At 40.9% G+C, this 22,037-nt stretch carries 17 protein-coding genes and 1 rRNA gene; 2 read left to right on the forward strand and 16 right to left on the reverse strand.

All coding sequences use genetic code 11. From position 1 onward, the window contains the following. From N0O92_RS22320 to N0O92_RS22350, 7 genes are all read right to left on the reverse strand, one after another. Nucleotides 1-118: ribosomal RNA gene (locus N0O92_RS22320) — 16S ribosomal RNA — on the reverse strand; the annotation flags it as partial. A 554-nt stretch (nt 119-672) separates the two neighbouring features. After that, nucleotides 673-2,724 carry a CocE/NonD family hydrolase gene (locus N0O92_RS22325; protein ID WP_315617124.1) on the reverse strand — a complete coding sequence of 684 codons (2,052 nt, stop codon included), beginning with the start codon at nt 2,722-2,724 and terminating at the stop codon, nt 673-675. 30 nt (nt 2,725-2,754) lie between these two features. Further along, on the reverse strand, nt 2,755-3,453 hold the full coding sequence (locus N0O92_RS22330) for a TetR/AcrR family transcriptional regulator (RefSeq protein ID WP_315617126.1): 699 nt from the start codon (nt 3,451-3,453) through the stop codon (nt 2,755-2,757). Between the two features lie 3 nt (nt 3,454-3,456). Continuing rightward, nucleotides 3,457-4,995, reverse strand: a complete 1,539-nt coding sequence (locus N0O92_RS22335) for a BCCT family transporter (protein WP_315617128.1) — start codon at nt 4,993-4,995, stop codon at nt 3,457-3,459. A 377-nt stretch (nt 4,996-5,372) separates the two neighbouring features. Further along, a complete protein-coding gene (locus N0O92_RS22340) occupies nt 5,373-6,782 on the reverse strand; it encodes an APC family permease (protein ID WP_315617130.1) in 1,410 nt (469 codons plus the stop codon). Nucleotides 6,783-6,866: 84 nt separating this feature from the next. Continuing rightward, nucleotides 6,867-8,288 carry an aldehyde dehydrogenase family protein gene (locus N0O92_RS22345; RefSeq protein WP_315617132.1) on the reverse strand — a complete coding sequence of 474 codons (1,422 nt, stop codon included), beginning with the start codon at nt 8,286-8,288 and terminating at the stop codon, nt 6,867-6,869. Nucleotides 8,289-8,316: 28 nt separating this feature from the next. Next, entirely contained in the window at nt 8,317-9,648 is a 1,332-nt protein-coding gene (locus N0O92_RS22350; protein ID WP_315617134.1) for an aminotransferase family protein, read from the reverse strand. Nucleotides 9,649-9,853: 205 nt separating this feature from the next. On the opposite strand from N0O92_RS22350, the gene N0O92_RS22355 reads away from it, so the two are divergent. Further along, nucleotides 9,854-11,257, forward strand: coding sequence for a sigma-54 interaction domain-containing protein (locus N0O92_RS22355; protein WP_315617136.1), 1,404 nt, complete (start codon nt 9,854-9,856; stop codon nt 11,255-11,257). Nucleotides 11,258-11,779: 522 nt separating this feature from the next. Then, nucleotides 11,780-12,895, forward strand: a complete 1,116-nt coding sequence (locus N0O92_RS22360; protein ID WP_315617138.1) for a glucosaminidase domain and LysM peptidoglycan-binding domain-containing protein — start codon at nt 11,780-11,782, stop codon at nt 12,893-12,895. A gap of 93 nt (nt 12,896-12,988) precedes the next feature. On the opposite strand, the gene ald is transcribed toward N0O92_RS22360, so the two are convergent. The 9 genes from ald to N0O92_RS22405 form a co-directional block, all read right to left on the reverse strand. Further along, entirely contained in the window at nt 12,989-14,122 is a 1,134-nt protein-coding gene (ald, locus tag N0O92_RS22365) for an alanine dehydrogenase (RefSeq protein WP_315617140.1), read from the reverse strand. 193 nt (nt 14,123-14,315) lie between these two features. Further along, entirely contained in the window at nt 14,316-14,849 is a 534-nt protein-coding gene (locus tag N0O92_RS22370) for an NAD(P)H-dependent oxidoreductase (RefSeq protein WP_315617142.1), read from the reverse strand. 46 nt (nt 14,850-14,895) lie between these two features. Further along, on the reverse strand, nt 14,896-16,107 hold the full coding sequence (locus tag N0O92_RS22375; protein ID WP_315617144.1) for an NAD(P)/FAD-dependent oxidoreductase: 1,212 nt from the start codon (nt 16,105-16,107) through the stop codon (nt 14,896-14,898). Continuing rightward, complete coding sequence (locus tag N0O92_RS22380; RefSeq protein ID WP_315617146.1) at nt 16,104-16,439, reverse strand: (2Fe-2S)-binding protein; 336 nt, start codon at nt 16,437-16,439, stop codon at nt 16,104-16,106. Before N0O92_RS22380 ends, N0O92_RS22375 begins: the two co-directional genes overlap by 4 nt. Further along, entirely contained in the window at nt 16,436-16,708 is a 273-nt protein-coding gene (locus N0O92_RS22385) for a (2Fe-2S)-binding protein (protein WP_315617148.1), read from the reverse strand. The genes N0O92_RS22380 and N0O92_RS22385 overlap by 4 nt, the downstream gene beginning before the upstream one ends. 326 nt (nt 16,709-17,034) lie before the next feature. After that, nucleotides 17,035-17,829, reverse strand: coding sequence for an aspartate/glutamate racemase family protein (locus N0O92_RS22390; protein ID WP_315617150.1), 795 nt, complete (start codon nt 17,827-17,829; stop codon nt 17,035-17,037). A gap of 67 nt (nt 17,830-17,896) precedes the next feature. Beyond that, nucleotides 17,897-18,820 (reverse strand): 4-hydroxy-tetrahydrodipicolinate synthase, encoded by a 924-nt coding sequence (dapA, locus tag N0O92_RS22395; protein ID WP_315617152.1) that lies wholly within the window; start codon nt 18,818-18,820, stop codon nt 17,897-17,899. 36 nt (nt 18,821-18,856) lie between these two features. Then, the gene (locus N0O92_RS22400) at nt 18,857-20,050 is read right to left on the reverse strand and encodes an NAD(P)/FAD-dependent oxidoreductase (RefSeq protein WP_315617154.1); all 1,194 of its coding nucleotides are present in this window, start codon (nt 20,048-20,050) and stop codon (nt 18,857-18,859) included. A gap of 5 nt (nt 20,051-20,055) precedes the next feature. After that, entirely contained in the window at nt 20,056-21,576 is a 1,521-nt protein-coding gene (locus N0O92_RS22405) for an aldehyde dehydrogenase family protein (RefSeq protein WP_315617156.1), read from the reverse strand. Between the last annotated feature and the right edge of the window lie 461 nt (nt 21,577-22,037).

Here is a 22,037-nt window from a genome sequence, read left to right on the forward strand (position 1 = left end):
TTACTCACCCGTCCGCCGCTAACGTCATAAGAGCAAGCTCTTAATCAGTCCGCTCGACTTGCATGTATTAGGCACGCCGCCAGCGTTCGTCCTGAGCCAGGATCAAACTCTCCATAAAAATGGTAAGTTGATTAGCTCATTTGCATTACGCTAGCAATGCAATAATCAAGGATGAAATTTGCCCTATTCGGGTAAATTTCTTTGACGAGATATATTATCTCTTTTAATTCGCTTGGCTTTTGTTCAGTTTTCAAAGAACTCGTTCACCGCTGTTGTCCAGCGACATTTATTATCATAACATAATATTTTATTCTGCGCAATGCTTTTTTCGGAAGTTTTTTCGCAATCACCAACGAATCAATCTGTCATTCGCATCGACAAGTAATAATTTATCACAACATAAAATTCTACGCAATAACTAATTTAAAAATCATTTTTGCGGCTAGATTTAATAATTTATCATAATTCAACACCAATAGCAACAATTAGTTTCGCTACTATTTTTTTACCACAGTTTTTCTATATTTAAACTTATCCTACAGAACTCTTTTACATAAGTAAGCTCCTCCCACACCGCAGGAAGCAATAACTACTCGACAGTCCATATACTTCCTTTCTATAGCAAAACGAAAAGAAGCAAGAGATTTCTTGCTTCTTTCACTAGTTACTTCTTTATACATGGTCTCTTCGTATTTTCGTTTCCCATTTTTTATGAAAGACTTTTTCCTCATTTTCATAGGCTGTCATTGTATTAATGAGATAAAAGTTCGTTGCATCACTTGTCATTTCACTATAAGTGACTAATTTGGTTTGCCACTCACCTCGACCTACCTTTAGTTCCCATTCACACTGAACCTTCGCTGAGAGCGGGTCATCTTCTTTAATTGTGTACGTGTTTTTATTAATACTTCCATACTGCATCCCGTTTTCTGGCAGACGGCGCTCTCCTTCGTCAGAGTAATCCTCTAACGTCCAAACTCCACTGATTAAATCATGACTGACGTTGCGAGTTCTTTCTTCCTTCCGAATAATGTCCCGTTCCATTACTTCAGCTGTTTCCGGAGGTCCGAAATGACCGCAATCTTCATCTTCCGCTTGCGGTGTACGAACCGGCAAGGTCAAACGCGTCTCTTCTCCTGTGTGCAGTGTCAGCGTGACCGGTTTTGGTGATGGCCATGCTTGAGGCCAATACGTTGGTGATACAGCCACTTCCAAACGGTGCCCTTTCGGAATTTGCTGACCTAATGAATCTAATTGAACTTCAATTTTGTATGTTTTCTCCGGTACTAATTTTTCTGGATGTTCATGTGAATCTCTATGAGTGAGATTTAACATTCCCCAGCTTATGAGTGTAGATTCGCCTGTTGGTGCTTTTACACTTAATCTCACAGCTAGTAAGGCATCCTCTTGATCGGAAGAGAGCTCTGCATGAAATATAGGGTGTCCTAATAACTCAATTGTCTCCTCTATTGGATCAGAAGTAAATAAAACAGACTTACTGTTTTCAAGGCGCTGATCCCCAGGGAGATCTCCTGGTTGCCCAAAGGGACAGAATACTCCTGCATATAAGCCATGCTGTTGCACACTCGAAACGACTAGTTTTTGACTAGCAGTAGAGTCCTTTGTTAATCTTCCTTCTGTTAACCAAAAAGACGTGTCCTCGACCGATTTCGCTGGCCAACAATTATCAGCAACCCATTTTCCCGGACGCTCGTCATACGTCACTTGTGGAAGCTCACTATCCTGAATCCATGTAATAAGCTTAGGCTCCTCCATAATGCCGGTATTTTTGCCTTTTAACCAATGATCCCACCAGCGTAAGCATTCTTGTAGAAATCCAATGGCTGGTTCTGGCGTTGCTACTTCCGGATATTCATGTGCCCAAGGCCCGATAAGGCCTTTGCTTTGGCCGGGCAAATTCTGGAGAATACGGAAGACTGCATCCGTATATCCATCTTGCCAACCACTCACTGCAAAAACAGGAATGTCGATCGCAGAAAAGTCTTCACAGACAGAGCCATGCTTCCAATAACCGTCTCTACGCTGATGACGCATCCACTCTTCAACAAAAGGAGGAGTATGTTCTAGTCTCTCAAGCCAATTCTTGCGCCAGCCTTCTCCTACAACATTCGGATCTTGCGGACGGGCATTATAAGCAAACATCGTCGAAGCCCACCAAAGCATGTCCGATGCAAGGACATTTCCTCCACGGTAATGGACATCGTCTGCATAGCGATCATCTGTGGAACATAATGTAATAATTGACTTCAATGCAGGGTGCTGCCTGGCAGCGACTTGTAAACTATTAAATCCACCCCACGATTTCCCGATCATTCCAATTGAACCCGTACTCCATGACTGCGCAACAATCCAATCTAACACTTCAAGGGCATCGTCCTGCTCTTGTTTTAAATATTCATCTTGTAAAATACCATCTGAATCACCAGAACCTCTTATGTCTACACGAATACTAGCATAGCCGTGCCCCGCAAAATATGGATGCCTGACCGAATCTCGAATGGCTGTAAAATCATTCTTTCGATAAGGAATATACTCTAAAATCGCTGGAACGGGGTGTTCTTCAGCATCTTCCGGAAGCCAGATCGTTGCTGCCAGCTTCTTTCCGTCTGACATTGGGATCCATACATGGTCTATCTTTTGGACCTTATTTGGGAAGTCCCTTATTATTTTCCGTTCTTTTGAATCTTTGATGTTAAAAACCAATGATGGTCATCCTCTCTATAAAAAATTCAATTATATTTGAGGAGAAAACGTAATCTCTCCCCGTTTATCCTGTTCAATTACATTCATGACACATTCTTCAATGAAATACAGTGTACGACGTATCGCTTCTTCTTTTGTGTATTCACGTCGTTGATTCATAAAAGTATTCATCATTCCTTTCCAAATCATCAGTGTCATTTCCGCAATAAGATCAATATTTTCTTCTTTAATAAACCCTTCGCTCACGGCACTTTGGATATATAATGCACTTCGCTTCGCAAAACTGTGCTCCATAATAATCGGTTTAATTTGTTCCGGTAAACCGATTAATTCTTCTTTAAATATCTTGTAATAATCATCTAAAAGGGTTTGAGGCTGCGTCCCTAAATTATCCATAAAAATAAGCGAATAGATTTCTGGTTGCTCGAAGGAATGCTTACAAAAGCACTCCCACGAATATAACCATTTTTCTATTTGGTTTGTCCCTTTATCCATAAAGGAAGGTAGCTCGTTTAAATAATCGGTCGTAAATCGCATCGCAGCAAAAAACTTCAAATGCGATAAATCTTTGAAATAATTGTACGCTGTTGAGCTGGTGAACCCTGCTCGCTCAGCAATTTTACGAATCGTTACATTTTTAGTTCCTTCTTCTTCAATTACCTCCGTTGCAGCATCTAAAAAATATCGCCACATTCTCGCACGCTGAATATCTTTGCGTCCTGCACTCATTACTTACTTCCCTTCTGTCTCGTTTTTCACATAAACATGGATCGATTCATCTTGCTTTAGCCATTTCAGTAAAGAGATTGTCATAAGAACATACATGATCAATACTGGAACTGCAACTAATACAGATGAGGTTTGTACAACACTTAATCCTCCTGCAATGGTAAGACTAATTGCTAATGTCGAAAGCAAAATCCCCCACATAAGGCGGTGCCAACGAGCAGGCTCTCCATTTTCCGATAAATTTTTCGTAGCTACACTTGCGATCACATAACTTGCTGAGTCCAAAGAAGTCGCTAAGAAAACAAATCCTAAAATAAGAAAGAACACGGAAACAAGAACAGGCATAGGCAATGAATTCAGAACAGCAACAATGACAGATGTATCCCCTTGTTCTGCTTGAATTTGCGCTAGATTCAGCTTTCCAGTTAACTGTAAATCCATCGCATACCCACCGAAGACACCAAAATATAACCAACTTCCAAGTGAACCCCATAATAACACGTTAAACACAAGCTCTCGAATACTTCTTCCTTTAGAAATACGAGCTACGAAAATACCAATAAACGGCGCCGTCGCTGCAAACCAAGCCCAATAGAACACGGTCCATGCTTGTGGAAATCCACTTTGGTGAATCGGATCCGTGTACAAACTCATCATCCAGAAGTTATCAAGCATAATCCCTAAACTATTGGTGAAATAAGAAAGTAAAAACAGGGTAGGTCCAACGATGATAACAAATAATGCAAGACCTAACGCCATATATACGTTATAATCACTTAGCTTCCGAATTCCTTTGTACAAACCAAAATACGCACTAAAGCTGAAAATAAATGTCCAAATAATAATAATGACAATATTTAACCATAAAGACTGTTCAACCCCAACCAAGTTTCCAAGAACGGCAGCTACCATTGGTACACCAAGACCTAGTGATGTGCCAAGTCCACCAATCATACTCCATATAACTAGCACATCAATCGTCTTTCCTAAAAAACCATCGGCATGTTTTCCAAGTACACCTCGGCAGGCAGCACTGATTTTTAATGACGCGTTCTTCTTAACATAAAAACTATACGCCATCACTACAGCAGGCAATGCATATAACGCCCATGCAGAAATGCCCCAGTGAAATAAGCCATAGCTTACAGCATATTCAGCAGCAGAACTTGACTCTGCTTCCAATCCAAACGGAGGCCAAGTATAATAATAAATCGGTTCAACAATTGACCAAAACATAATACTTGTTCCCATACTCGCTGTAAATAACATGCCTCCCCAGCTGAACCTAGAAAACTCTGGTACGTCGTGTTGATCTCCAAGCTTAACTCTTCCGTACCTCCCCACCATTAACCAAAGTAAAACAATAAATAATCCAATCGTTAAGAATTCAAATGCCCAATCTAATCGGTAGGTAATCCCAGTCATCATATCCGATACGACTGGTCCTGCCGTTTCTCGAAAAATAACTAATAATAACGTGACCATAACAATTAAAAGCAATGATGGCCAAAAAATTGATTTCTCCACTCTAGAATGATTCATGTTGTTCACATACCTCCTGTTAGTTTTAAAAATAGTTTCATAGCTTTTCTTAAGGAACACCATTAACCATCAGTCCCTTTTTCCGTGCAACCCTCCCTCATTTTCTATTTCTATTTCATACTAAAACCACTCGTTGAACTTGCTCATTTTATGAACAAGTTTACTTCATGAACACGTTCATATTAACACAAAATTATAACTTATTAAAGCTGATATCCTTTCAATTATCTTTGAACTCTTTAATAAATCCAGGTTGCAAAAGCATGATATCGGATAAATACGGAGTATATTTTGTCACTTTATTAAAAAAGATTTCTTCATAAAAGAAAGGTGCTTTCGCCTAAGCAAAAGCACCTTCCATACACATAGAATTCCTCTTATACAGATTTCCTCTTCTTTCCCTGTTCAGCCTCTTGATGCGCATTCCCCTGATACTTTCCTTTACACATTTGAATAAAAAAGTAAAGTCCAATCAAGAACCAACCACTGAAAATAACCCACTCAGGACCTGCTAGCGCAGCCGGCATTCCTGGTAAGTAAATAATTAGGAAACCAATGCTTAAAACTAATGCGACCCAGCCTACGAGCGATGTTTTTCCTGATTTATATGGTCGTTCCATACTCGGTTCTCTTTTTCGTAGAATCACAAACGAAATAGCTACTAGTAAATAAGCAATCACGATAGCTGGACCTCCACTATTAACAAACCAGACGAGTGCTGGGCGACCAAGCAAAGGACTCACAACGGCTAATGCTCCAATGAAAAGAATGGCATTAGACGGGGTTTTGTATTTCGGATGAAGTCGACCAAACCATTCTGGTAGCATTCCAGATTGTGCCATCGCAAACATGACTCGACTTCCTCCTATGATAAAAGCATTCCAGCTCGTAATGATTCCCGCTACTCCACCTACGACAAGCAAGTTCCCAAAAAATGACGAGCCAAATAGAATAGTCATTGAATCTGCCGTAGCTAACTGGGTGACAGAAAGCGCAGTGGCATCTAGAGCAGAAGCGACTCCAATTGCAATTAATATGTAGAAGACGATCGCACACACTACTGAGAAGATTAATAATTTTCCGATATCTCTTGGCGGAACATTGGCTTCTTCAGCCGTTTGCGGAATAACATCAAAGCCAATAAAGAGAAACGGAACCATTATTAATACAGCCATAATTCCAGTAGCACCATTGGCAAAGAATGGTTGAAAATTAGCTGCGTCTCCACCAATTGCCGAACCGAATACAAGCATCAAACCAATCAAAAGGACACTAGCTGTTAGAATGACTTGAATTTTCGCAGCTGGTTTTAAACCGAAATAATTGATCGCCATCACAAAAAGCGATCCTCCTACCCCCACTAACACCCATGATGCATACACATCCCATCCAGCAATGGTCCACATGTAACCAACCTGGTAATTAGGGAAAATATACTCGATCACGGTAGGTAATGCCACTGCTTCAAAAGCTACTACCGACACATAGCCTAACGTAATTGCCCAAGAAGCAAGGAATGCAGCTTTATCTCCCATCGCCCGATGAACGTAGACGTGCTCTCCGCCGACTTTCGGCATAGCTGATGCGAGTTCAGCATATGTAAGTCCGACAAATGTTACGAGTAATCCTCCAATCATAAAAGCTAAGATCGTACCAAGCGAACCTGCTGATGTTAACCAGTTTTGAGACAAGACGACCCAGCCCCAGCCAAGCATAGCACCAACTGAAAGAACAAATACATCGATACGCGATAACACCCTATTAAGCTCTTGTTTTTGATTTTGCAAAAAAACACTACCTTTCCACTTTTCAATTTTCCTTTTTCTGTTCTCTCCATCTCTCGGAAATAAAAAAGTGTCTCTCTTATGGGGTTAATTACGATTAAAAATGACTAGCTTCTTTTCTGTCATTTCTTCGATTGCATACTTCACACCCTCACGTCCTACTCCGCTTTCTTTCACCCCGCCATAAGGCATATGATCAACACGGAACGTTGGAATATCATTGATTAACACGCCACCAACATGTAGATTCTCAGCTGCGTCTAAAGCAGTGTGAATATTATCAGTGTAAATACCTGCTTGCAACCCATAGTTCGAGTCATTAACTGCTTCGATCGCTTCATTTACATCTTTGACTTTGTTGATTAAAACGATTGGCGCGAATACTTCTTGACAGGAGACTTTTTGCGAAGATTCGACATTCAGAAGAATGGTTGGAAGTAACACATTTTCAATTGTAGTTCCCCCTGCAGCAATTTCGGCACCATGCGACTCCGCCTCTTTAATCCAATTCAGCGTTCGGTCTACATCCTTAGGACTAATTAGAGCCGAGATTTCTGTTGTTGCCTCTAATGGGTTGCCAATTTTGAGCTGTTTAGTTTGTTCTATGAATCTCTCTACGAACGATTGATACATTTCTTCCACAACGTAAATGCGTTGTAAGGAAATGCAAACTTGACCTTGAAACGAGAAAGCACCTGTTACACATCTAGAGATTATTTTATCAATATCTACACCTCGATCAATAATGACCGCTGCATTAGATCCTAATTCAAGCGTAACCCTCTTTAAGCCTGCTTTGTTTCGAATGCCAATGCCCACTGCAGGACTTCCGGTAAATGAAATTTTACTCACTCTCTCATCTTTTACAATCTTTTCTCCAATTAGCGACCCACTACCTGTCACAACATTCAATGCTCCACTTGGTAAACCTGCCTCATGAAACAATTCCGCGATGAAAAAAGCAGATAATGGCGTCTGGTTTGCCGGTTTTAACACGACTGTGTTTCCAGCTGCAATAGCAGGTCCTACCTTGTGTGCAACTAGATTCATCGGAAAATTAAACGGAGTAATGGCTCCAATCACGCCAATTGCTTCTTGAACGGTGTAAGCCACTCTCCCCTCACCACCAGGTGCTGCATCAAGCTGCAACGTTTCTCCCTGGATTCGTTTCGCTTCTTCGGCGGCAAATTTATACGTTTGAACCGTTCGCTGAACCTCACCTAGTGCAATCATGATTGGCTTCGCTGCTTCAATAGCAATGAGCTCTGCTGCTTCATTGGCTCTTTCATCAAGTAATGATGCTACTTTTTCTAGGATTGAAGCCCGTTTGTGACTCGGCATTTTGGCCATGACCTTTCTTGCTTTGTACGCTGCCTCTAAGGCAAGATCGACCTCTGCCTCATTTGCAGATGCCACTTGCGCTATTTCTTCTTGATCGTATGGAGCTAAAAGCGACGTATAGTGTGTTGCCTCTAACCATTTACCATTAATAAATAAATGTTTCTTCATCCCATCATCTCCTTTCTCTACATGTATTTCAAACGAAGCTTTTGTCTATTTTCTTCTCTATCACCGACAAGGTATCAGAAAGGACGCCCATCATCTGCTTGATCTCGTCTTTGGTGATAACTAATGGGGGAGCAAAAACAAGTGTATCCAATCCATCAAAGACTACGGATCGTATGACTAATCCTCGTTTTGCTGCTTCCATTACGATAAGCGGAGCTAAAGGAGTTTCAAATCTTTCATTTTTAGCCTGATCTTTAACGATTTCAACAGCCCCCATTAACCCAAGAGCTCGAACTTCTCCGATGATTTTATGTTTGCTTTGTAGCTTTTTAAATTCTTCAAGCAATTCCACTCCCATTTGCTTCGCATTGTCAATTAAGTTCTCATTTTCGATAATCTCAATATTCTTAAGAGCAACGCTACAAGCCATCGCGTGACCACTGTACGTATATCCGTGCAAAAGAGTACCAGTTGAAAGCTCCGCGAAATCTTGATGCATTGGTTGTGAAATCATGACACCACCAAGCTGAGCATAACCACTCGTTACTCCTTTTGCGAAGCACATCATATCAGGTACAACTCCGTAATGTTCAATTCCAAAATACGTTCCAGTGCGTCCGAAACCAGTGATCACTTCATCTGTGATGAACAAAATGTTATATTGATCACAGATTTCTCGCACTTCTTTGAAGTAATTAGCAGGTGCAATGTGAACCCCACCAGCTCCTTGAACAGGCTCAGCAACAAAAGCAGCGATCGTCTCGGCTCCTTCCGCCTCAATTAAATCCCTTAATGCTGAAGAAGAGAAATGATCAACATAATGAAAATCTGGAGCTAGTGAATTCGTAAAATCTCGAAATGGCTTTAATCCAGTTGCACTTGTTGCTCCCATGGCCACACCGTGATAGGATTTTGATCTCGTAATGATTTTTTGCTTCTGTGGATGCCCTTTAAGAATCCAATAATGGCGAGCTAGTTTATAAGCTGTATCATTTGATTCAGAACCTCCAGAAGTAAAAAATGTTGCTGTTAAATGCCCCGGTGCTATTTCTGCTAGTTTCGCAGCCAACTTGATGGCAGGCTCATTGCTAAAAGTCGCAAAACACGAACTAAACGCCAGTTTCGACATTTGCTCTTTTGCTACTTCACCCATCTCTTCTCGGCCATGACCGATGTTTACATTCCATAAAGAGGACATTCCATCCATCACACAGTTGCCTTTGATATCTTCTAGAAATACACCTTTTCCTTTTGTAAAAATAAACCCTGGGCCTTGCTGCTGCTGTTGTTGGATCGCTGAATTCGGATGAAGAAAGTGCTTTTTATCTAACTCTTCTAACTCTTGAATTTGATCCCTCATTTTTCTAACTCCTTTCTAAATGGATTAACTACTATAACTAATGCAATTTATGTGCCAACTTCTCCCCGAAGCTTTTATCGCTTTTTTTAATCTATTCGATTTAATTTTTGTTTAAATGACTTCTTTATTTGATTTAATTGTTGATTTTTCCGAAAATTTAATTAAAAATTAAATCAAATAGATCTATGCTTAGAGGAGGGCTTTTTTGGAGCAAGAAATATTATTAGAACTAGACAAAATTATTGAGACTTCAAATAACAACATCACGATTACCGATGAACACGGAATTATCATCAGATCAAACCCAGATCATTGGAAGATGTATGGGATAGAGGCCGATTCGTATGTCGGAAAATCCGTCTATGAATTGGAGAAAAATGGTGTCCTCTCCCCTTCCATTAATGCACTCGTTTTAAAAGAACAAAAAGAAGTAAGGATTATGCAACATACCAAATCAGGCCGCGTCGTGATGTCAACTGGTTATCCCGTCTTTAATCAGGCTGGTCAATTAGTGAGAGCGATTAGTTATAGTCAAGACCAAACAGAAATTGTGAAACTTCAAGAACAATATGAACAATTACAATCTAAGATTGTTGGATTTCAAACAGAGGTAGAGGAATTACGGGTAAAAGAAGCGAGTCACCATCCTATTTTATTTCGAAGCTCGATTATGCAGCATATGTTTACGACCATTCAGCGAGTCGCACAAACCGATGCAACGATTTTATTTAGTGGAGAATCTGGAGTAGGAAAAAGCACACTTGCTCGTTTTATACATGACCAAAGCGAGCGTCATAAAGAACCTTTCATTGAAGTCAACTGTAGTACGATTCCAGAGACTTTGTTTGAATCTGAAATGTTTGGATACGAACCCGGCTCTTTCACAGGGGCACATAAATCAGGAAAAAAAGGCTTAATTGAACAAGCCGATCAAGGCACCCTCTTCTTAGATGAAATCGGAGAATTACCTCTTGCCATTCAAGTGAAATTATTAAGAGTCTTACAAGAGAAGAAACTCACGAAGGTCGGAGGAAAAGAAGAACGTCATGTGAACTTCAGATTGATAACTGCGACGAATCAACAATTAAAAAAAATGGTTGATGAAGGAACATTCAGGCTCGATTTGTATTATCGATTAAATGTCATTCCGATACAAATTCCGTCTCTCCGAGAAAGACAAGATGATATTATGATTCTCTTACAGCATTATTTAAAATTAATGAATAAAAAATACAATGTCACGAAGAAATTACACCCTACAACCTATGATAGTTTGATTCATTATGACTGGCCAGGCAATGTACGAGAAATGGAAAATTTACTCGAACGTCTTATTTTAACGATTGAGGATCCAATAATCGCACCAGAGCACCTTCCCTATGAGCTTCAAGTAAACATGAAAGAAGCTGTTGATTATACATCCCACTACGAACAAGAACATGCAGAAAGCAAAAGTCTAAAAGAAGCATTGGAAGAAGTGGAAATCCACCTTCTTTCTAAAGCTTACACGCAATGCAAAACAACGTACGAAATGGCTGAGGTTCTAGGCATTAGTCAGCCATCAGTCATGTATAAATTGAAGAAATACAAAGAGAAGATTAACCGATAAACGCTAAACGAAATAAAAGGCTCCTGATTAGTGCTTAAGCCTGCGAAGGAGCCTGATTACATGTTTATCTCTAGCAGATTGCTTCAAATGACTTTCACTTTTAAACTTCTGATTTTCTAGTCTAATTTGTCTTTCATCAGCTCAACGAAAAACAGTTCCCCTGCCTCCCTGCTCTCATTTGTCTTTCATCACCTCTATGAAAGACATTCCCCCTGCCTCCCTGCCCTCATTTGTCTTTCATCCTCTCTATGAAAGACATTCCTCCTGCCCCCCTGCCCTCATTTGTCTTTCACCGACATCATGAAAACGCAGGCCTCCGCCAAGTTTCCTTCTATATAGAACTGCCATAAATTTGGTTACAGATTAGTTTTTACTGACAGCATTTCTACTTCATTTTTCCAATCTTAAAATACCATGCTATGAAACTTCCAATTTTTCGCTACTAGGCAATATCTATTAATTAATTATAATTAGCCTTAGCGCTTCTTTTAAGCGTGATTATTTTATTTAAGGGGTTTTCATATGGTAATTAATAGAATGACAATTGCTGTTATCATTGTTGCTTTTCTTAGTTTAGGAGTTTTACAGCCTTCTTTTATTGTGCATGGACAAACAACAAAAGAGGTTTCTAGCCTGTTTCGTCCTCTTCCGTTTGAAGATGCAGAATTAGGAAGAAACTCTCATGCGTATTTAGGTAGAATTCAAGCACCTACGGAACAAGAAAGAGAAGCCTTCGTGAATCAAATTACGGAGTACGGAGTTCAGGCAGGAAAACAATATGGCATGCCTGCCAGTGCGATTATCGGTATGTCTATTATCGAAAGTGGCTATGGAACAACTAGAACAGCCCACTTTGCAAACAACCTTTTCGGTATTAAAGTGTGGGGATTTAATCCACCAAATGCATGGCAGTTAAAAGGGCAGCCTGATGAAGATTTTGATAGAGCAATACCTGTAATCGCAAACTACGGATCGGATCGGATCGTATTTGACGAAACTCAAAGACGAGATAATTGGTACCGTAAGTTCGATTCCTATGAGCATTCTGTACAATTCTTAACTGGTACTCTATTAGTCAATCAACGCTATCGTTTTGCTATCGAAAACTATCAAAATAGAATATCAAACGGCTGGGATGCAAAGGATGCTTCAAAGGAATATCTTTATGATATTGCGAACGCTGGGTACAATCACTTAGGCGGAGATTATTATCGAGATGTCGTCGGCAAACTCATGGATCAATGGGATTTATACCGTCACGACATGATCGAAAATGGTACGAAAGAAGAGATTACTCCAATCAAAGGGTCCTATCACACCGTAGTTTCAGGTGATACGTTATGGAGACTATCTCTTCAATATGGTACAACAGTCGACGCTATTAAGTCCGCGAACAACTTAACATCTGACTCGTTATTTATTGGACAAGTTTTATTCATCCCTGTAAATCAACCTGTTTCAGAACCAATCGTTACGGAACCGGAACCACCAACAGATCCGGAACCAATAAAAGAAGAACCGGTTATGGAACCTCAACCTGTCGTTGAAGAAGAACCAGTGGCCGAAAAACCGAGAGGAAACGGCAACAATAACGGCGGAAATAATGGTGGCGGTAATGGTGGGGGACCGAAAAGGTAGTTGCATTTACCTTTTTCTATCCCTGCCATATCACAATGAAATAATTGAATTGCCCCCTGTCAAGTAGACAGGGGGCAGTTCAGCTATCCATTTCTAATAAACGGTTAGTTCCTTCTCAAAAACCTTCTCCGGTGAAACAAAATCATATCCAAGATCTCTCGCTACAGCTTCGTATGTGATTTCTCCATTTGCTACATTTAACCCTGATTTCAAGGAATGATTATCGGAAATCGCTTGATGTACACCTTTGTTTGCAATCTGCAATGCGTACGGAACCGTCACATTTGTTAGCGCAATCGTCGATGTTCTTGGGACTGCTCCTGGCATATTTGCCACTGCGTAATGGACAACGCCGTGTTTTTCATAGATTGGGTTATCATGCGTTGTAATACGGTCAACTGTCTCGACAATACCACCTTGGTCAATCGCTACATCTACAACGACAGATCCTAGTTTCATGGATTTGATCATTTCTTCGGTTACGAGTTTTGGAGCTTTTGCACCGGGAATGAGGACAGCACCAATTAAGAGATCCGCTTCAGCTACAGCTTCGGCAATGTTTAAAGGATTCGACATTAACGTTTTAATTTGATTCCCAAAAATATCATCTAATTGACGCAATCTCTCGGCACTTAAATCCATAATCGTAACATCTGCTCCTAAACCAATCGCAATCTTGGCTGCATTTGTTCCGACAACTCCTCCTCCAATGATCGTCACTTTGCCGCGGCTAACACCTGGTACACCGGCCAGTAGAATTCCTTTCCCACCGTTTGATTTTTGTAAAAATTGAGAGCCAATTTGAGCTGCCATTCGTCCCGCGACTTCACTCATCGGAGTAAGCAGTGGAAGGGTGCGGTTTGCCTCGACTGTTTCATAGGCTACAGCGATCACTCCACTGTCCTTCAGTGCTTGAGCCAAACTTGGCTCAGCGGCTAAGTGTAAATACGTAAATAAGATTAACCCTTCACGAAAATAACTATATTCACTTGAAAGAGGTTCTTTTACTTTCATGATCATTTCAGCATTCGCCCAGACATCTTTCGCATATTCCATGATCTCTGCACCAGCACTACTATAATCTTCATTTGTAAAACCACTGCCCACCCCGGCGTTCCTCTCCATTAGTACTTTATGACCCGCATTCACAAATGACAATACCCCAGCCGGCGTCAGCGCTACACGGTTTTCATTATTTTTTATTTCTCTAGGTACACCAATAATCATGTTCATCTTCCTCTCTAATGTAATGTACCTTAAGTATAGGCAGTCACTCCTTTTTCTTCATTAGACACACTGTTAAATAGGAACGAGAAATGATGCAACACTCTTGCACCATGATAGGTTCATTACCGTCTCCTTACTTATACACGCAAAAACGGATGTTCCTTAAATACCGGAAACATCCGACTGCTCCTATTTACGTAACCTGATGTGTAGAAAGAATATACCTTACATATCTCTTCGCACTTTCTCTTATTTCTTCTTTAGTAGTCGTGTATGCGCCGTTAAATACAAAGGCTGGTAGAAATGTCGTTCCTATTAAATTACTAGTAGCTTGAAAAGGCTTCAAAAGTTCACTCATTGAATATTGGTTTCGCCCTCCAGCTTGGTACCTTTCTTTAGCACTCCCCGTTGATACGGCTAAAATCAGTTCTTTGTTGTGCAGCTTATTTCCTTCTGACCCATAAGCCCAACCGTGCGTCAAGACTTCATCTTCCCACTTTTTCATAAGTGGAGGACAGCTATACCAATAAAAAGGGAACTGCCAAACAATCCGGTCATGCTCTTCACATAATATTTGTTCTCTTTTAACATCAATGTTTTCATGTGGATATTCTTTGTAAAGTTCATGAACCGTAATGGCTGAATTCTTTTTAAGTTCTTCAAGCCAAGTCTGATTGACGCTTGAGTTCTCAATATTCGGATGCGCTACAATAACTAATACCTTCATTTTAAAATCCTCCAAACAGTTTGATCCATACATAATGTTTTGACCATTATATAGAGATTGGTTTTCCAGCTTGTTCCTCATACTTTTCGTAGAGGGCCTTACGCGCTTCTTCGATGCCTGGTTGGAATTGAATTAGTGCATTTCGTCTTGTTTCTTTCACTTTCATAACGGCTGCATGAACGAAATCGTCCGCTGTGTCCTGAAGGGCATGTAGTTCACGTGAAATAGACAGACCAGCCACTGTCCCTTGAGCCCTCGCCACCTTAGCACTTTCAACGCCAGTAATATTGCCCGCAACATATAATCCATCTACATTCGTTTGCATGTATTCATTATGTAAAGGAATGTGACCACCAAGTTCCGGAACATAGCAGAACGTGCAACCAGCGACAGAAGCAAGCTCAGACAGAGGTGTAAGCCCCCCAGCAATACAAACAAAATCAGCGGATACGACTTTTTCTTTGCCAGGAATAACCTCTCCAGTAGCAGAAATGTCTGCAACACGTACACCTTCAACTTGTTTGTCACCTACAATTTCAAGAGCTGTCTTCCTTAGCTGAATCGGGATGTCCCACATCTTAAATCCATTTCTCGGATACAATAGCGTACCAAGTTTTGGACTGACCCACTTTCCGCCAAAACGAATAAACGGTGAAGGAGCTAGATGGGATAACCGCAATAATGATTCCATCATCGCCTCAGGCTTAGAAGCATCCCCTGATACGAGGCTTTGCTTCGGAAGCATAATTCCCTCAATATGCACACCACATAATTGGAGTTCCCTCGCAATCGCAACACTCAAGACGTTCACGCCTATAATAATCCCTTTTTCTCCAGGTTTAACGCGATGAACGTTTCCCATCACTTGAGCTGCACCAATCGACATCACCCCCGGAAGCGTCCAACCCGGAATCGGAATAGGCGTTTCTGATGCTCCTGTCGCAAGTAGTAAACATTTAGACTCAAACGGCTGTTTCGTCGTATACACACACCAGCCATTGTTTACTTGTTGCAAATCATAAACCGAGACACCACATAGAATTGTTACTCCTAGTCGAGCAGCACAGTCATACAGTTTTTGCGCTTCAACAATTCCGTTTTCCCATCTACCATCAGGCTCTTCGTGCAACTGTCCTAATAACCGTCCTCCAGGCTTGACAAATTCATCTAAAATAACGACTTCTAATCCATTTTCTGCAGCAGCAATCGCTGCACCTAAGCCAGCAGGTCCGGCACCTACAATCACTAAATCAATCATAGCTGGCCTCCTTTTTGAGAAGAGGTCGCAAATGATTTACCTGATTCAATCACCATATTCTCTTCTACAGAAGTGACACAAGCACGAACCGTATTCACACCGTTTACGGTTACGCGGCATTCAAAGCAATGACCAATATTGCAGTAAATTCCACGAGGCGTCTCCTTGTCTTCATGAACTCGAAGCGTCCGAACACCTGATGCAAGTAAGGCAGAAGCAATCGTATCTCCTTTGTATGCCTCATATGGTTGATTGTCAAAATAAATGGTAACTCGTTGCTGTTTTTCCATATCCCCGAGAATAGGGTGATGTTCAACTCTCATTGATTTCATTTTGCCTCTCCTCCTAACACGCCAAATGATATCGGGCGGACAGGAGGCCGATAGCTAAGGGGCACTTCATGTGATACTGACGGTCCACCTACTTGCTCAACCAACCGATCGATCATGCTACGACAAGTACGCCCTCCACACGGTCCCATTCCCGCACGTGTTCTAAGTTTCACTTCACGAGACGAACATTTATAGCGATTAGCAGTTTCTTGAATTTCACTCATCGTGACTTCTTCACACCTACATATTACGGTTTGATCACAAGACATGGACTTCCTCCTCCAGTGCTATTAAAATTAGCTCGATTGTAGTCATAAGTAAGATGTTTCCAAGTAAAAAAGACACCACATTCACATCTGCGTAAAATAGATGTGCAACCAACTATTTTTACGCAGATGAGAACGGTAATGTCTCAGCGTAGAGTAGCACATCAGAGAATCCGATGACGATGTTTTTCCAATTTCAGACTACATGTTACCTTCCTATTGTTAGATGACTTTTTTGGCATCCTTTGTGAGTAAAAGTAGCGTGTTCGTTCATTGCTTTCCATTTCACTATGAGAATGAACCTATTACAATCTGTACGAAACAACCTTTTAGATAAAGCCATGATAAGGTCTTTGGCTAGTCGCAAAATGAGCCCATCGAATCATCGTAATAAAATCGAAAACCGGAAGTTTTACCGCTCTTTGAATATCAGCTGCATATGGAGGTAAATCACTGCATTCTAATAAAATCGCTCCAATGTCCGGATTCTCATTCACCATCGTAACTGCTGCTTCTACTACTTCTCTTCTCACTTTTTCATTATCAAACGAACCTCTGCTTTCGATGATCGCCGAAAATTCAGGTAACCTCCCTAAATCTCGTACAACACAACTACTGGGATCCTCGATTCCACAGCTTTTAAATAAATCAGGAGTAATCCCATGAGCATCTGCCGTTAACATCCCAATTTTTTGATGAGGCTTTAACCCTGTTTTAATCCAAGGAACTTGAACAACACTTGAAAGATAGACTGGAATATCAACAGCTGCCGCTACCTTATCTTGAAAATTCCCGAAAAATCCACAAGCCGCGCAGATCGCACGTGCACCTTCTGCTTCGAATTCTTTTGCAGCTTTGATAATATCATCTAGTAACGTTGGATCACCGACATGAATTCTTTCTTGGTTGCAATTTGGCACGACCTTTAACCTAACAGGAAAATCATACGTGCTCAAATTGGCGACATTTCCTGGTAATACAGGGTACCAGCATTCATCTAAATAGAGGATCCCAACGGAATATCCCGCTACATACTGACCTTTTTTCATTGTAATGATATTGCTTTTATGTTCATTTCCTAAATAGCCGTATTCCCTATCATTGGTCAATACTTCCGAGCTCATTGTTCGTCCTCCTTATCGTTTCAGAGAATACAGCTGTATTCTCTGAAACGGCCTATTCGTTTTCGTTTTACTGAGAGATTTTCTCTGCTGATTCCACTTCATACCCTAACTGAATTAATTGCTCTTTGATCTTTGCTTTTAACTCAGTAGTAGGTTGTGTTAAAGGCTTTCTCACTTTTCCACCTTTGATTCCGATCATGTCCATCCCGGCTTTTACTGGTCCTGGGTAAGGATTGCCTTCTGCCTCCATTAAGCCGTAAATGCCTGATAGTTTATGATTCAACTCACGAGCTGCTTGCAAGTCCTTCTTCTCTGCTACTAGTTCGTAAAGTTTTACCATTTCTTTAGGAATTAAATTGATCAGGATTCCAAAAGCACCCTGGCCTCCAACGGTGAAAGTAGGAAGAATGAAGTGTTCCTCACCTGTAAAGACAGTGAAGTTTTCCACATCCTTCGTCAAAGCGACCACCTCACATAAGTGACCAAAATCAGCCGATTCTTTCACGCTGACAATGTTTTCTTCCTGACTTAATTCATAAATCATCTCAGGAGAAATGCTAACATTTGTTGCTCCTGGATAATTGTAAATGACAATGCCAACATTGGATTTTGCCGCTATTTCCTTGTAAAATTCACGAATTCCTTCTTCACTTGTCTTATGATAAAAAGGAGGCAAAACTAATCCCCATGTAGCTCCGCAATCTGCTGCATAGTTGGCAAGTTCGATTGTTTCCTTAGCTGTTGAGCAGCCAACACCTGCCATAACAGGCACTCTTCCTGCTGCATATTCACACCCTGCTTTGATTAACGCTTTACGCTCTTCTACGGACATCACATGGTACTCTCCTGTTGTTCCTCCAACTAAAAGACCATGAATTCCACTTTCGACTTGAAAATCAATGACGTACTTATAAGCCTGGAAATCAATACTTTCATCCTCATGGAATGGTGTGATTAATGGGACAACAAGTCCTTTTGGTGCTGTGATCATTTGAATTCCTCCTATTAGTAACTATTTTTTTCTTTTTTAACTAATGGCCGCTTCGTTTTTCTTGTATCTCGAAAAATTCAATTTATCAATGTTAAAGTCTGTTGGCTCTCCGGTAATAAGCTGAGCAACCATTCTTCCTGTAATAGGAGACATGCTAATTCCGTCTCCTTCGTGACCACTTGCGATATAAAACCCAGGTACTTCTTCTACTTCTGACACAATTGGGAGGTGATCTTCCACCCATGGTCGCACTCCCGCATATGCTCGAATACAATTCAGCTCTTTTAACACTGGTAGGAAGCGAATCGCTCTTTCTGCTATCGCCCGCATAACTTCCACTTCTGAACGAATATCGTATCCTCTAAATTCCCTATGTCCTCCGACTAAAAAATTACTAGCATCGGTCGGTTCTATCGTGAAAGCAACATTGTGCTTTTCTACTAATTCGCTTACATCTCTTTTAAAACGTATATCTTCAAATTTGGATAACATGTAACCAAATTCATGAACTTTTTGACTTGCCACCTTTAAAGGCGTTCTTTCTGAAATTAAAACCATGCCTTTTCTAGGTTTGATCGGAATATGAACTCCAACCATTTCTGCTAGCTTAGGAGACCAAACGCCGGCACAATTTACGACCCTCTTCGTCTGAAAGACACCTTGGTCGGTTACCACACTCTCGACTCGCCCCTGATGATCAAGGGTAATGTTTTGTACAGAATGATAATCGTACACTTTCAAGCCGAGCTTTTTCCCTTCTTCCACAAACGCATAACACAATTTATAAGGATTCATCGAAGAGTCTACTTCTGTCCAGATTCCACCAACTAGATCATCGGCTAAATAGGGTTCGATTTGCTGCAGTTCATGTTTGTCAACCATCCGCATATCATAGCCGTCATTAGCCTGTTGAGTAACATACCCTCTAGCAATGTCTAATTCTTTGTCGGTTTCACAGACATATAGACTTCCTCGAGAAGCAAATTCAAAATCAACTGAAAATTCTTTCGCTAATTGTTTAAATAGTTGAATGCTCGCGAATCCGATTTCTGTATCAATCCCCGGTTTTTTATCACAAATTAACGCTACGGCATCACACCTGCTCGAAGTACCTGATGCAACACCGCCTTTTTCAATAAGTGCAACCTCAAGCCCTTTCTTTGCCAAATGGTAGGCAACACTTGATCCAATTACACCAGCTCCAATGACAATAACATCAAAACTTCTCATATTCGTTAGTTCCCTTCAAAAAATCCAGATGGCTCTACTTTAAGGTTCACGTTAATTTGTTTCACTTCTAAATATTCTTCAAACCCGTACGTACCAAGGTCTCTTCCAATTCCGCTTTGTTTGTACCCACCCCAAGGCGCTTCATTAAACGTCGGGTGATACGTATTGATCCATGTAATTCCAGCACGCAATTGGCGAATGACTCGATGTGCTTTCGCTCCGTCATTTGTAAAGACAGCACCAGCCAACCCAAATACTGTACCATTGGCTAGCTCAAGAGCTTCTTCTTCTGTTTTGAACGTTTGAATAACCAATACTGGACCAAAAATCTCTTCCTGAACAATTCTCATATTTGGTGTCGTATCTCCAAAGATCGTCGGCTCTACAAAATAGCCGTTTTTCAAGTCACCCTCAACGATCCGGTTTCCACCGCAAAGCAACGTAGCTCCTTCGCTTTTTCCAATTTCAATATAATCTAGCACCGTGTTCATATGATCTTCTGAAACGAGTGGCCCCATTTCAATGCCTTCTTGCCAACCTGGTCCTATCTTGATCTGCTTCGCTCGCTTCACTAATTCAGGAACAAACGTATCATACAAACTTTCTTCTAGTACAAGGCGAGAGCCCGCTGAACAAACTTGACCTTGATTGGCAAAGATCGCAAACAAAGCGTAGTCAACGGCAGAATCAAAATCCGCATCCGCAAAAACGATATTCGGAGATTTTCCGCCTAACTCCAAGCTAATCTTTTTCACCGTATCAGCTGCGGATTTCATTAGTTTAATTCCTGTATCCGTTCCACCAGTAAAAGAAACCTTATCAACATCAGGATTGGCTACTAATTCTGCTCCTACTTTGCTCCCTGATCCAAGCACTAAATTCACGACACCAGGTGGAAACCCTACTTCATCAATGATTTCAAATAAACGAATAACAGATAGCGGTGTTTGTTGAGCAGGTTTTACGATTACAGAACATCCAGCAGCTAGTGCAGCAGCAATTTTTTGATTAGCCATAACTAACGGGTAATTCCAAGGAACAATGATGCCGACCACACCGATCGCTTCTCTCACGACCATTGCTTGAATATCATCCGGCACATCATACGTTTGGCCGTGCGGCTTTGTTGCTAGCCCGGCATAATATCGTAATTGATTCACTGCATCTTCTACATCAGCCACGGATTCTCTTAACGTTTTTCCGTTATTCAATGTATCCAAATAAGCAAATTCTTCTTTTCTATCTTCGAGTTTAGTCGCAACTTTTAGAAGAAGTTCTGAGCGATCCCGCGCTCTGCTGTTCATCCACCCATCCACATAAAACGCCTGTTTCGCTGCCTTCACTGCTTTTTTCGCATCTTCTACTGTTCCTTCAGTTACAACTCCTATAATTTGACCATTTGCGGGGTTACTAATCTCTCTCGTTTGGCCGGATTCACTAAACACCCACTCCCCGTTTATATACATTTGCTGGGTCGTACTATTGCTCACTAACACGGATTCAATATCTGCTTTTTGTAAAATCATGTCTTTCACCTCTTCATTTTTTACCCACTGGATTTTTGGGACGTATTTTAAATATCAACTAACCTAAAGATACATCAGACCTCAAGTCAGTTCATTGGACAGTATGTAAAACGTAACTTAAATTATTATTAACACAAGCGAAAAAAGTCGGTATTAAGTGGGCAAAATGTCACTTAACTCACGACTTTTCCAACTTTTCACATACAAAAATCTTCTGAGGTAAAAATACTATCATTACTGACAGGTGAATTAACGTTTCCGTTTGCGAGATTTAGAACAATTCATATGCAGGCAAAATCAAAACCACCAGTGTGAACTGGTGGTTTGCTCTGCAGCTGAAAGCCTCTCTTACCGGCCTTGGCCTAAAAGGCCCACTGAAGGGGTTTCCCGCCTGCACCACATTCACTCACTAATTCTAAAGAATTTCTTTATTTCTTCTTATTTTTCTCACCGGTAAATGG

This window comes from Alkalihalobacillus sp. MEB130 (genome assembly GCF_032335535.1).
Lineage (GTDB): Bacteria > Bacillota > Bacilli > Bacillales > Bacillaceae_D > Halalkalibacter.

What these genes read in the sequence shown, in the direction of transcription:
- N0O92_RS22330 (WP_315617126.1), bottom strand. Translation starts at nt 3,453, where the DNA reads ATGAGTGCAGGACGCAAAGATATTCAGCGTGCGAGAATGTGGCGATAT.
- N0O92_RS22335 (WP_315617128.1), bottom strand. Translation starts at nt 4,995, where the DNA reads ATGAATCATTCTAGAGTGGAGAAATCAATTTTTTGGCCATCATTGCTT.
- N0O92_RS22345 (WP_315617132.1), bottom strand. Translation starts at nt 8,288, where the DNA reads ATGAAGAAACATTTATTTATTAATGGTAAATGGTTAGAGGCAACACAC.
- N0O92_RS22350 (WP_315617134.1), bottom strand. Translation starts at nt 9,648, where the DNA reads ATGAGGGATCAAATTCAAGAGTTAGAAGAGTTAGATAAAAAGCACTTT.
- N0O92_RS22360 (WP_315617138.1), top strand. Translation starts at nt 11,780, where the DNA reads ATGGTAATTAATAGAATGACAATTGCTGTTATCATTGTTGCTTTTCTT.
- ald (WP_315617140.1), bottom strand. Translation starts at nt 14,122, where the DNA reads ATGATTATTGGTGTACCTAGAGAAATAAAAAATAATGAAAACCGTGTA.
- N0O92_RS22370 (WP_315617142.1), bottom strand. Translation starts at nt 14,849, where the DNA reads ATGAAGGTATTAGTTATTGTAGCGCATCCGAATATTGAGAACTCAAGC.
- N0O92_RS22375 (WP_315617144.1), bottom strand. Translation starts at nt 16,107, where the DNA reads ATGATTGATTTAGTGATTGTAGGTGCCGGACCTGCTGGCTTAGGTGCA.
- N0O92_RS22380 (WP_315617146.1), bottom strand. Translation starts at nt 16,439, where the DNA reads ATGAAATCAATGAGAGTTGAACATCACCCTATTCTCGGGGATATGGAA.
- N0O92_RS22385 (WP_315617148.1), bottom strand. Translation starts at nt 16,708, where the DNA reads ATGTCTTGTGATCAAACCGTAATATGTAGGTGTGAAGAAGTCACGATG.
- N0O92_RS22390 (WP_315617150.1), bottom strand. Translation starts at nt 17,829, where the DNA reads ATGAGCTCGGAAGTATTGACCAATGATAGGGAATACGGCTATTTAGGA.
- dapA (WP_315617152.1), bottom strand. Translation starts at nt 18,820, where the DNA reads ATGATCACAGCACCAAAAGGACTTGTTGTCCCATTAATCACACCATTC.
- N0O92_RS22400 (WP_315617154.1), bottom strand. Translation starts at nt 20,050, where the DNA reads ATGAGAAGTTTTGATGTTATTGTCATTGGAGCTGGTGTAATTGGATCA.
- N0O92_RS22405 (WP_315617156.1), bottom strand. Translation starts at nt 21,576, where the DNA reads ATGATTTTACAAAAAGCAGATATTGAATCCGTGTTAGTGAGCAATAGT.